The 12,038-nt window shown below is 56.2% G+C and carries 11 protein-coding genes and 2 tRNA genes; 4 read left to right on the top strand and 9 right to left on the bottom strand.

Annotated features, from left to right (window positions below):
- Positions 1-77 precede the first annotated feature (77 nt).
- The 8 genes from A377_RS0106770 to A377_RS12740 all read right to left on the bottom strand — a co-directional run bounded on the left by A377_RS0106770 (position 78) and on the right by A377_RS12740 (position 6,560).
- Complete coding sequence (locus tag A377_RS0106770; RefSeq protein WP_028485337.1) at positions 78-461, bottom strand: DUF302 domain-containing protein; 384 nt, start codon at positions 459-461, stop codon at positions 78-80.
- Positions 462-689: 228 nt separating this feature from the next.
- Positions 690-766 (bottom strand) — tRNA-Met (locus A377_RS0106765).
- Between the two features lie 99 nt (positions 767-865).
- Entirely contained in the window at positions 866-1,957 is a 1,092-nt protein-coding gene (gene ychF / locus A377_RS0106760; RefSeq protein WP_019895495.1) for a redox-regulated ATPase YchF, read from the bottom strand.
- Positions 1,958-1,999: 42 nt separating this feature from the next.
- Positions 2,000-2,578 carry an aminoacyl-tRNA hydrolase gene (pth, locus tag A377_RS0106755; protein ID WP_028485336.1) on the bottom strand — a complete coding sequence of 193 codons (579 nt, stop codon included), beginning with the start codon at positions 2,576-2,578 and terminating at the stop codon, positions 2,000-2,002.
- Positions 2,579-2,611: 33 nt separating this feature from the next.
- Entirely contained in the window at positions 2,612-3,199 is a 588-nt protein-coding gene (locus tag A377_RS0106750; RefSeq protein WP_028485335.1) for a 50S ribosomal protein L25/general stress protein Ctc, read from the bottom strand.
- A 191-nt stretch (positions 3,200-3,390) separates the two neighbouring features.
- Positions 3,391-4,365 (bottom strand): ribose-phosphate pyrophosphokinase, encoded by a 975-nt coding sequence (locus tag A377_RS0106745; protein WP_033422848.1) that lies wholly within the window; start codon positions 4,363-4,365, stop codon positions 3,391-3,393.
- A 59-nt stretch (positions 4,366-4,424) separates the two neighbouring features.
- Positions 4,425-4,499, bottom strand: a tRNA-Gln gene (locus tag A377_RS0106740).
- A gap of 153 nt (positions 4,500-4,652) precedes the next feature.
- Positions 4,653-6,560 carry a tetratricopeptide repeat protein gene (locus A377_RS12740; RefSeq protein WP_157760782.1) on the bottom strand — a complete coding sequence of 636 codons (1,908 nt, stop codon included), beginning with the start codon at positions 6,558-6,560 and terminating at the stop codon, positions 4,653-4,655.
- A gap of 516 nt (positions 6,561-7,076) precedes the next feature.
- Here A377_RS12740 and hemA point away from each other — a divergent pair.
- Genes hemA through A377_RS0106710 form a run of 4 tightly spaced genes read left to right on the top strand, consistent with a single transcriptional unit; the run spans position 7,077 to position 11,300 of the window.
- The gene (hemA, locus tag A377_RS0106725; RefSeq protein ID WP_019895488.1) at positions 7,077-8,507 is read left to right on the top strand and encodes a glutamyl-tRNA reductase; all 1,431 of its coding nucleotides are present in this window, start codon (positions 7,077-7,079) and stop codon (positions 8,505-8,507) included.
- A gap of 53 nt (positions 8,508-8,560) precedes the next feature.
- Positions 8,561-9,652, top strand: a complete 1,092-nt coding sequence (gene prfA, locus A377_RS0106720; protein WP_019895487.1) for a peptide chain release factor 1 — start codon at positions 8,561-8,563, stop codon at positions 9,650-9,652.
- The gene (prmC, locus tag A377_RS0106715) at positions 9,649-10,527 is read left to right on the top strand and encodes a peptide chain release factor N(5)-glutamine methyltransferase (RefSeq protein WP_019895486.1); all 879 of its coding nucleotides are present in this window, start codon (positions 9,649-9,651) and stop codon (positions 10,525-10,527) included. Before prfA ends, prmC begins: the two co-directional genes overlap by 4 nt.
- 11 nt (positions 10,528-10,538) lie before the next feature.
- Positions 10,539-11,300 (top strand): HesA/MoeB/ThiF family protein, encoded by a 762-nt coding sequence (locus A377_RS0106710; RefSeq protein WP_019895485.1) that lies wholly within the window; start codon positions 10,539-10,541, stop codon positions 11,298-11,300.
- A 9-nt stretch (positions 11,301-11,309) separates the two neighbouring features.
- On the opposite strand, the gene A377_RS0106705 is transcribed toward A377_RS0106710, so the two are convergent.
- A complete protein-coding gene (locus A377_RS0106705; protein WP_019895483.1) occupies positions 11,310-12,017 on the bottom strand; it encodes an OmpA/MotB family protein in 708 nt (235 codons plus the stop codon).
- Positions 12,018-12,038: the final 21 nt, after the last annotated feature.

Genomic DNA, 12,038 nt, shown 5'->3' with positions numbered 1-12,038 from the left:
CCGGCTGGCATTGGAGACCATAGAAAAAAGGACTGGCACAGAGTTGCCAGTCACGGAAAAATTTGTGCGTCAGACGCTCACTTTGCCTCGTTGATCATTTCGATGGTTTTCTGCTCCACCTCGCTTGCGACAGGGGCCAGTTCTGTGTCCTGCGACAACATGCCCAGCATTTTTCCGGGAGAGACCATCCCGATTTTGGTTTGGCCGTTCTCGGTATAGACGGAAATGCGACAGGGCAATGCCATGTTCAAGCGCATATCAATCTTTAGCGCCCGTGCGGCCTGAGCGGGCTGACAGACTTCCAATACTTTGCACTCTTCCTGAAACGCCTGGCCTTTGCTGCGCAGGGTCGATCCCAGATCATGAATGTGCAACACCCCAAACCCATGATTTTTGACCGCGGCTTCCAAATCTGACACGGCTTGTTCAAACGATTTGTCACTGTCCAATTGGTAAAACATGCGTTTTTCTCCTTTGATGATTCCATTGAAAATAAACACTTCAGTCAGCATAACGTTTTTCAGCTCTGAGCAAAGCCCTGTCTTCGACCAGGATCGACAAAACCGGCCAAGACGGCAAAATCACACACGTCTCCCTGTATCTGAAGGGCGACTGAAACGGAAATTGAATGAAAAGCAAAACCCGATGTGGGCAAGCGAAAAAGCAAAGAAGGATCTGAAAGGAAAGAATGGTGGCTACAGGTGGATTTGAACCACCGACCCCATCATTATGAGTGATGTGCTCTGACCAGCTGAGCTATGTAGCCTTGAAAGATCTGGGTATTATAGATTTTATGATTGGCTTGTCAAGCCTCGGCCCGGTTTTTTGTGATTTTCACCAGGCCTGGTAAGATTTACCACGCGAATCAAACATTAAAGCGGAAATGCATCACATCGCCGTCCTGGACAATGTATTCCTTGCCCTCCAGACGCTGTTTGCCGGCCGCCTTGGCTCCCGTATCGCCTTGATGTTCGATGTAATCGTCGTAGGCAGTCACTTCGGCGCGGATAAAGCCTTTTTCGAAGTCGGTGTGAATCACTCCAGCAGCCTGAGGCGCGGTGGCCCCTTTTTTCACGGTCCAGGCCCGCACTTCTTTGACCCCAGCGGTGAAATAGGTTTGCAGCCCCAGCAATTCATAGGCCGCGCGAATCAAACGATCCAGACCCGGTTCGTCCTGACCCATTTCCGCCAGAAATTCCGTTTTGTCCTCGTCGTCCAGCTCGGCAATCTGCTCTTCGATTTCGGCACTGATCGGCACCACCACGGCATCCTGCTCTTCGGCCAAAGCCCGAACCTTTTCCAACGCCGTGTTGTTTTCAAAGCCGTCTTCGTTCACATTGGCCACATACATCATGGGTTTGGTGGTCAACAGGTGCAGATCACTGAGCAGCGCACGTTCGTCGTCGCTTATCTCAATCAAACGCACTAGGGTGCCCTGTTCGACTTCGGCCAGGACTTTTTCATACAGAGTCTGCTTTGCGATGGACGGTTTGTCACCGCTTTTGGCGACTTTCTGTACCTTTTGCAAGGCTTTTTCCAGCGATTCCATGTCCGCCAGCACCAACTCCATATTGATCACTTCGATGTCGTTGATCGGATCGATTTTGCCAGCCACATGCACGATGTCGTCGTTTTCAAAACAGCGCACCACCTGGACAATGGCATCGGTTTCACGGATATTGGCCAGGAACTTATTGCCCAGACCTTCGCCTTTGGACGCCCCTTCGACCAGTCCGGCAATGTCCATGAAGTCCACGGTCGCGGGGATGGTTTTCTCCGGCTTGACGATCTCGGCCAGCGCCTGTTCACGCGGGTCCGGTACCGGCACCACGCCCACATTGGGTTCGATGGTGCAAAACGGGTAGTTTTCGGAATCAATCCCGGCGTTGGTCAAGGCGTTGAACAGGGTGGATTTGCCAACATTGGGCAGTCCGACAATGCCACATTTGATGCCCATAAGCGTGTTGCTCCTTGCGTGAAGATGCGTTGGTAGAATAGATTAAGTATGCGTATGCAGTTGCTGCATGGCCGCATCGCGCTGGCCGTTCACCATGTGCAAAAGAACGCGCGCCGCTTCGTCAATGGCGGTCAAAATCGCCTGTTGATCGACTTTGGAAGCGGATTTGAGCACATACTGCACCACCTGGTCCTTGTGCCCCGGGTGGCCAACCCCTAATCGCAAGCGTTGAAATTCTTTTGTTCCCAACGCCGCAATGGTGTCACGCAGGCCGTTGTGGCCGCCGTGACCGCCACCGGTTTTCAAACGGGCCACGCCCGGGGCAAGATCCAGTTCGTCATGCGCCACCAGAATGTTTTCCGGAGCGATTTTGTAAAAATTCGCCAACGCCTGAATCGACTGACCGCTTCGGTTCATGTAGGTGGTGGGTTTGAGCAGCCACACATCCATGTCCGGTTGCTGAATGCGGGTCACTAGCCCCAGAAACTTGGTCTCTGGACGCCATTGCACCTGATAATTGCGTGCAACCTCGTCCACAAACCAAAAACCCGCATTATGGCGGGTTTGCTCATATTGTGTCCCAGGGTTTCCGAGGCCAACAATAAGCTTTATCCGTGCCATAAGCGGGTCTTTAATTGCTTAACGCGAGTCCGATCAGACTGCGCGTTTGATTTTACCAATACCAACTACGGCCTGGTCATAATCTTTGTTGCCGTGCGTCAAGGCGGTCAAAGTGACGCCTTTTGGCAGAGTCAGTTCAGACAGGCGAATATTCATACCGCCGTCCAGCCCAGACACATCGACATCAATCGAAGTTGGCAGGTCCTTGGTCAAACAACGCACTTCCACGGTGGATTGCATGAACGACATAATGCCGCCTTTTTTCACACCGGGCGAGCCTTCCTGACCATTGAAGTTCAGAGGCACACGCTTGGTGATATAGGTCGCATCAGTGGCACGCTGAAAATCGATGTGTGACACAAACCCGGTGGCCGGGTGACGCTGCAGGTCCTTGATCACACAATTTTCTTTGTCACCGGCGCCTTCCAGCGTCAGTACGGTGTTGTACAAATCCACGTTTTCCAGCGCACGTTCTACTTCACGGCTGGACAGAGCGATGGATTTGGCATCCTTCTCTCCGCCGTAAACGATGGCCGGAACTTTCTTCGCTCGACGAAGGCGGCGGCTCGCACCTTTCCCCTCTTCCGAACGAAGTTCGGCTGTCCATGTCAAATCAGTCATTGGTTTCTCCAGATTTTCATCACAGTGTTCACTGTTGTCAAAGGCCAAACAGGCCCGATAGGTTTCGTCCGCGACCAGACGAAACATTGAAGAGAGGTATTATACGGATTTCAAAGGAAATGAAAAGGTTTGCCGATCTGTGTCAATGCAAAATTGACCAGGCCTGGTGGTTTTGACAGGCGACCACCGCTTCAGGAGCGGATCGGCATGATCTCGGAGACGGATTCTTCCTGGTGAACACGGCGAATGGTTTCGCCCAGCACCGGCGCCACCGACACCTGACGGATTCGCTCTGAATTCAGGGCTTCTTCGGACAATGGAATGGTGTCGGTCACCACCAGCTCGGTCAGCTTGGACCGATTGATGTTTTCCACTGCCGGGCCGGACAGCACCGCGTGCACCACATAAGCGGTCACGCTTTTGGCACCGTGCTCAATCAAGGCGTCGGCGGCTTTGCAAAGGGTGCCGGCCGTATCGACCAGATCGTCAACCAGCACGCAGTCACGCCCGTTTACATCGCCAATGATGTGCATGATCTGCGCCACATTGGCTTTGGGGCGACGTTTGTCGATGATCGCCATTTCGCATCCCAGTGCCTTGGCCACGGCCCGGGCACGCACCACACCGCCCATGTCCGGCGACACCACCATCATATTGTCTTCACCGATGTGGCCGGAAGCGCGCATGTCGTCCACCAGTGTGGGCGACCCGTAGATGTTGTCCACCGGAATATCAAAAAAGCCCTGAATCTGGTCGGCGTGAAGATCGACCGTAATCAGACGATCCGCCCCGGCCACCGTAATCATGTCGGCGGCCAGTCGTGCGGTAATGGGCACTCGGGCGGAATTGGGACGGCGATCCTGGCGGGCAAACCCGTAATAGGGCACCACCGCCGTGATCCGTTTGGCCGATGCCCGCTTGAGGGCATCGATCATGACCAACAGCTCCATCAGATTGACCGCCGGTTCGGGCGTACAAGTCGGCTGCAGCACATACACATCTTTGCCTCGAACCGATTCATTGATCTGAACCATGATTTCACCATCACTGAAGCGACCGACATCGGCTTGACCCAGTGGGATATCAATGGAAGAGGAAATGCTTTCGGCGAGGCTGACATTGGCGTTACCGGCGAACAACCGGACGTTAGCGTATGCGTAGGCCATTCAGGCGCTCCTATGGCGGGAACCAGGAAACTGTTGCTTGAGAATTCGGTAAGGAAAAATGGCTGGGCTAGCAGGATTCGAACCTGCGCATGACGGGATCAAAACCCGTTGCCTTACCGCTTGGCTATAGCCCAACTGTCAGTTTTTTACTGTGTCCTTAAGACAGGTCGGTATTATCCATACTCAGAACACGAAAGCAACCCGAAATTGCGTTTTTCCGGGAAAAAAGCCGGAAGTCGGTCGGACACAAACCCGACAGACGTTCTGTGCGCGGCGGCCTGTAAAGGTCAGGATGACTGCAAACGCTGGATCAGCGTCTGCAAAGGTTCGTGATCGGGAAACGACGATCTGTGTTTCTGCCACAAGGCGCGCGCCTCACGCTTCTGACCATCGACCCAGAGCACCTCAATCAGATGCGCCAGCACTTCCGGATCCATCTGCATGCTCAACGCTTTTCTCAGATAGCGCTCGGCGTCCTTCAGTTCGCCTTTTTTGTAGGCCAGCCAGCCGCGACTGTCGAGAATATGAAATTGACCGGGTGCCAGTGCCACCGCCTTGTCCAGCAACTCGGTCGCCTGCTCCAACTCCCGATTCTGCTCCACATAAAAATACCCCAGCGCATTCAACAGCTCCGCATGCGCCGGTGCCAGATCCAGCGCTTGCTTGAGTGTGGCCTCGTATGCCTCGAACCGCTCGGCTTCAAACTGCAGCATCGCCTGCTTCAGATACAGGCCGACATTGTCCGGAGTCAGAGCAATCGCGTCTTGATACTGGTCGATCGCCTGATCCAACTGACCGGCCTTGCGATAAAACAACGCTCTGGCACGAAGCACTCGGACCTTGTCTTCCACCGACTCAGGCGACAACGCCGACAACTGTTCCAGCGTCGCTTCCAGTCCGAGCTGGTCATAGGTCAGCTCGGCCAGATGCAGGCGGGCATCCAACCCGTATTCGCTGTCAACCACCGATTCATAATAGGCACGCGCCTGTTCCTCCTCGCCCTGCTGCTGGGCAATGCGCCCCAGATAATAACGGGCGGCAGATTCAAAGCTCCGCGTGGCTTTCAGCTGTTCCAAAGGTTCAATCGCGCCCTCATAATCGCCCTGCTCCAGTCTCAGCAGTGCCAGCGCTAGACGGGTCTGATGCGCATCAGGCCGGTGGTTCACCACGGCCTGATAGCGTTGTTCGGCCTGATGATAAAACCCGGCCTTGACCTCCAGACGGGCATAACGTTCCTGCATGGCCCAGTCATCGGGATAGGCTTCCACATAATCGGCCAGTGCGTCCAGACCGGACTGAGGCCGATCCACGCCCAGATAGGACTCGGCCATCAGCAGATGGGCCTGACGGTAAACTTGCAAAAGCCAGGGCTGGGCAAACCCCTCAGGCGCCATCTCGTTTCTAAACTGCTGTGACAGCGAGGCCGGCCAGGCAGGTGTCACATCCGAGAGCATCACCTCAAAACCACCGATGGCCTTATTGAGATAGTCGATGGCGGGAGAGTATTGCTGATAGGCATGCAGGACCAACCCCATCCCATATTGTACCGTGGCCTTTTCCGGGTGCGTTTGCAACAGCCACTGCATGAACGCCAGTCCCGACTCGGCGGGAGCCGTTTGACGCAGGCGCATGGCCGCTTGCACCAGATCCTGATCCAGGGTCTGTTCCGACACGGCCCGATAACGGTCCCAATGCTCTCTGGCTTTGGACTGATCCCCGTCTCGTACCGCCATCAGATAGGACGCCTTCCAGGCGACGGAAGATTCGGGAGAAATCTCACGCCACAGATCGGTCGCGGCCTGAATGGCTTCGAGATCGAAAGTGGCCATAGAAAGCTGAAAGGCTCTTTCTGCCAGGCCTGGGTCACGGGTCTGCTCGGCCAGAGGAAACAAAATACGGAACGCATCATTCTGAGCCCCTTTCAAGGCCAGCATCTCGCCCAGCAACACCTCGTACATCACCTGTGGATCGAGTTCGGTGGCAGAGGGCGGTTTCATCAGGCGTTCTTCGGAGCCGGTTGTGTCGGCCTGCGACGATTGCGTTGACGACGATGTCTGCGGGTCCCTCAACTCGGGACCGGGGACAAATTCGGCCGAACGTTTCAGAGCCGCATCCCGGTCAGCAGACGACAAAGCCGAACAACCACTGACTCCGCCGACCATCAGGCCCAATACCAATAAACGTTTTAACCCCACAAATTCACCTTTTCGCCGTAAACTTAGCCCGAATATTTCACAAATTTGTACCGATCTCGCTTGCCTCTTGATTCCACAAGCAATATTTTCTCAGTCGGCCGAAATCTTGGATACGACGCTTCTTCGAAAATTTCCTTGTGAAAACAATTTGCTGCGCGACCTCAGCACAAACTCATAGAACACAAGGGCTGGAATAAACATTCAAATCATACCACCCTTGGGTCTTTGTGCAAGCCATACGCCAGCGCGCCTCCCGGGCGTTCGGTTTTTGGGAAAACTTGCAATTATGGCAATAATTTAGCAAAATTAACGGTTCACAAGTCCTTTGCACGAGGTCATGAAGGGATAAAAACGGCGGCCGATACGCCATTTATCAACTAAGACGCCGGATGATGCCAGCAGGTTTTCGCGTCGAGCAAGGGACGGCCCATGACGCCGCAGAGGGACGTTCCACATTTTCAGCGCGATTTTGTCAGCGGAATTTGTCACGCAAGGATAACAGGCAGCTCAATACGTATGAAACTACTGGTTTTAGGGGTCAATCATGAAACAGCGCCTGTCGACGTTCGCGAGACTGTCGCCTTTTCGCCCGATCAGGTTCAGGAAGCGCTGACCGAACTGCGTGATCAAGGGCTGGCCAACGAAGCCGTATTGATTTCCACCTGCAACCGCACCGAACTCTACGCCATTCTAAAAAACGCGATCCCGGCGGATCTCCGTCGCTGGCTGCACCAGCGTTTTCAGCTTCAGGAAAACAGCATCGACCCCTTCTTGTATGAGTACGAAGAACTGGCCGCCGTCCGCCACATGATGTGTGTGGCCAGTGGTTTGAACTCGCTGGTTCTGGGCGAGCCGCAGATTCTGGGGCAGATCAAGGACGCCTACCACGCGGCCCGCAAAGCCGACAGCGTCCATCAGATTCTCAACGCCCTGTTTCAACACATTTTCAAAACCGCCAAGCAAGTGCGCACCGACACCGCCATCGGTTCCAGCCCGGTGTCGGTGGCGTTTTCAGCGGTGGCACTGTCCAAGCAGTTTTTCGGTCAACTGTCCGAACAGACCGCCCTGCTGCTTGGCGCGGGCGAGACGTCGGAATTGGTGGCCCGCCATCTGCACGAAAGCGGCATCGGTCACCTGATCATCGCCAACCGCACACTGGAAAAAGCCCACAATCTGGCCGAAGACCTGGGGGGCTACGCCATCAACCTGCAGGAAATTGACGATCACCTGCACGAAGCCGACATGGTCATCGCTTCCACCGGCGCGCCTACGCATCTGCTTTCCAAAGCCCAGGTGGCCGCCGCCCTGAAAAAACGCCGCAACAAGCCCATTTTCATGGTCGACATTGCCGTGCCCCGTGACATTGACCCGGCCGTGGCCCAATTCAACGATACCTATCTCTACACCGTGGACGATTTGCAGGCGATCATTGCGGAAAACAAACGCTCACGTCAGGACGCCGCCCAGGCGGCCGAAGAAATCATCGACCTGCAGGCCAAGGCGTTTCTGAACCAATACCAGGCCACCCGTCAGATCAGCCCGATCATTCAATCGTTCCGCCAACAGGCTCACGAACTGAAAATGCAGGCTTTGGAACAGGCGCGGGCGCAGCTTGAAAATGGCACCGATCCCGAACAGGTGGTCACCAAACTGGCCAACCAGCTGACCAATAAAATCCTGCACGGCCCTACCACCCAGTTGCATCAGGCCGGTCTGGAAGGGGAACAGGCGCTTGTGCATGCCGCCGAACGCCTGCTGACGCCTTCGGAAAACGACAAGGCGGCGCAAACGCCCGAACCCGCAACCGACAGCGCTCCCTCCAACCCTTCGCCTGAACCCAACACCCGGGCCCATCAGGCGAGCGCCCCGCAGAAACGAACGTTGACCCCCAGCCCACGTCCCTCGCCCGGCACCTTTTTTCAGGTCAAGCCTTCCGACGCGCTTTAGCGACTGAGCGCACCACCCCGATTCCCTCGTTTTCATTTTTGATTTGGAGCCATATGAAGCCGTCCATCCGCAGCAAATTACAGCATCTGGCCGAACGTCTGGACGAAGTCGGCCACCTGATTTCCGACCCGGAAATCATTCGGGATCAGAACAGATTTCGCCAGTTGACCAAAGAACATGCGCAACTGACGCCGGTGATCGAGGCCTTTGAAACCTTTGAAGCCAATGAAGCCGCCATGCACGAAGCCAGGGAAATGATCAGCCAGGAAAGCGGTGAGCTCAAGGAAATGGCACAGGAAGAATTCAAGGAACTGGAGGCACAGCAGGTCGAACTCGAAACCCGTCTGCAGACCATGCTGCTGCCCAAAGACCCGAACGATGACGCCAACATCTTTCTGGAAATCCGAGCCGGTACCGGCGGGGACGAAGCCGCCATTTTTGCCGGCGATCTGTTTCGCATGTACAGCCGTTACGCCGAGCTGAAACGCTGGCAGGTTGAGATCATCAGTGCCACCGAAGGCGAACATGGCGGATACAAAGAGCTGATCGCCCGCATTGCCGGGGAAGGGGCCTACTCCCATCTGAAATTCGAATCCGGCGCGCACCGGGTGCAGCGGGTACCAGCGACCGAAACCCAGGGCCGGGTCCATACCTCCGCCGCCACCGTGGTGATCATGCCCGAAGCCGCCGAAGTGGAACAGGTCAACATCAATCCGGCGGATTTGCGGGTCGACACCTTTCGCGCCTCTGGCGCCGGGGGCCAGCACGTCAACAAAACCGACTCGGCCATCCGCATCACCCATCTTCCCACCGGCACAGTGGTGGAATGTCAGGAAGAGCGTTCCCAGCACAAAAACCGCGCCAAAGCCATGGCTCTGCTGGCCGCACGGATCATGGACGAACGCGAACGCGCTCAGGCCAAAGACATTGCTCAGGAACGCAAAAGTCAGGTCGGCAGTGGCGACCGCTCCGAACGCATCCGCACCTACAACTATCCGCAGGGGCGGGTCACCGATCATCGCATCAATCTGACCCTGTACAAACTCGACGACGTGATGCAGGGACAACTGGCTCAGGTGATCGACCCGCTGGTACACGAACATCAGGCCGAGCAACTGGCCGCGCTCAGTCAGGAAAACGCGTGACCCCAGCGCCCACCTACGAACAGGCCCGCCAAACAGCGCGCCAGCGTCTGAAGGAGAAAGGGCTGGAAGAAGCGGCGCTGGAAGCCGATCTGCTGCTGATGGCGGTGATTGAGCAACCGCGCAGCGCCCTGTTTACCTGGCCGGAACGCCCCCTGAGCGCGGAGCAGGCCAACCGACTGGCAGAACTGGTCAACCGTCGCTGTGAGGGCGAGCCCGTGGCCTACATCCTCGGGCAGCGTGAATTCTGGGGGCTGACATTGCGCGTCACCCCCGACACCTTGATTCCGCGCCCGGACACCGAACTCTTGGTAGAAACCGCGTTCACGCTGCAGCGCGAACAAAGCAAAAACAACCAGGCCTGGTCATTTCTGGATCTGGGTACCGGCAGTGGCGCGATCATCTGCGCGCTCAAAAACGCGCTGCCCGAGTCCGATTGCCACGCCGTGGACCGTTCCGAGGCGGCGCTGGCCGTGGCCCGGCAAAACGGCCGTACTCACGGACTCGACATTCACTGGCATTTGGGCAACTGGTTTGCGCCAGTAAACGGTCTGCGATTTGACTGCGTGGTCGCCAATCCGCCCTATGTGGAACCCGATGACCCGCATCTGAGTCAGGGTGACCTGCGCTTTGAACCGCAAACCGCACTGGTGGCCCAACAGCATGGACTGGCCGACCTGCGCCAGATCATTGAACAGGCACCAGCCCATCTGAATCCAGGCGGCTGGCTGCTGCTCGAGCATGGCTATAACCAGGCAGAAGCCGTACAATCCTATTTCAGTGAGCGACTCTGGCATCCTCCCATCACCCACACGGACTTGGGGGGGCAACCGCGCGTGACGATGGCGCAGACAATGGACCCTACGAAAGCACCCTGACGAGGCAGATTATGACCCAATTGAGCGATGACGAACTGATCCGTTACAGCCGCCAGATTCTGCTGCCCGAAATCGGTTATGCCGGGCAGGCCGCGCTCGCCGACGGGCGGATTCTGATTATGGGATTGGGCGGACTGGGTTCGCCGGTGGCATTGTATCTGGCCGCCGCCGGGGTAGGGCAACTGACATTGGTGGACTTTGATGAGGTCGACACCTCCAACCTGCAACGCCAGATCATTCATGAACAGCACAATGTGAATCAGAAAAAGGTGGCGTCTGCCCGCGAACGGATCGCCCGTCTGAATCCGGCCACCAACGTCATCACCCATGAGACCCGGCTGGACGAGGAGCAACTCAGTGACTGTGTGCAGGCCGCCGATGTGGTGGTGGATGCCAGCGACAATTTTGCCACCCGCTTTCAACTCAACCGCCTGTGTCATCGTCACCTAACCCCACTGGTGTCGGGGGCGGCGATTCGCTGGGAAGGCCAGCTGACCACGTTCGATTTTCGCCGCCAAGCCACCCCCTGCTACCAATGCCTGTATCCCGACACCAGTCAGGCCGATGCCAATTGCGCCCAAAACGGGGTCGCCGCCCCCATCGTCGGGGCCGTCGGCAGTTTTCAGGCACTGGAGGCAATCAAGGTATTGGCGGGACTGGAAACCCTTCAAGGGCGTTTGCTGTTGCTGGATGGGCTGAGCATGCAATGTCAGAGTCTGAATCTGACCAGCGACCCGGACTGCCCGATCTGCCAGCCAGGCAAATCGGATTAGACAGGATGATTAAGACTCCGTGCGGTTGCCGCCGGGTTGTTTGTCGATTTTGATCACCACACGCCGATTGAGTGAGCGTCCGTAGGAGGAATCGTTGGAGGCCAGAGGTTCGTTGTCGCCCTTGCCGCGAATGGTCACCAGGTCCTTGTTCACCCCCATATAAATGAAGGTGCGGGCAATCGTGGCCGCACGGGCGGCAGAAAGTTCCCAGTTGGAAGGAAACTGCAAACTGGAGATGGGCAGGCTGTCGGTGTAGCCTGTGATCGTAATCGGCCGGCCGCGACCGGTGAGGGTTTCCCCCAGTTTCTCCAGCTCCTCGCGGGTTTTGTCGGTGATGTTGGCCCGACCACTCTCAAAAAAGCTGTCTGAGTGCAGGGTGATTTTGGTGTATTCGGCGGTCTCTTCAATTTCAACGTCCTTGGGATTCATTTCCGACATTGAATTTTGGATTTGCTCGGCGGACACGGGCGGCTTGAGCTCCTCAATCGGCACAATCTGGTCGGTTGCCGATGACGATTCGGACACACTGATTTTTTCGGCCCCGCCTTTGCCCATCACCGAATCGACAAAACTGTCACGGTCAGAAGGATCGACAATCGAGATCAGCCACATCACCAGAAAAAACACCATCAGCACGGTCATCAAATCCGCGAGCGCAATCTCCCAGGCACCGCCTTCTTCACCGCCTTCCTCGTTTTTTCTGCGTTTTTTGGCCATAAGGTCTGCGTCTTCCACTGA

This window comes from Hydrogenovibrio halophilus DSM 15072 (genome assembly GCF_000384235.1).
Taxonomy (GTDB): domain Bacteria; phylum Pseudomonadota; class Gammaproteobacteria; order Thiomicrospirales; family Thiomicrospiraceae; genus Hydrogenovibrio; species Hydrogenovibrio halophilus.
Note: the sequence above shows the minus strand (reverse complement) of the source record. Positions and strands in the feature narration are given on the sequence as shown.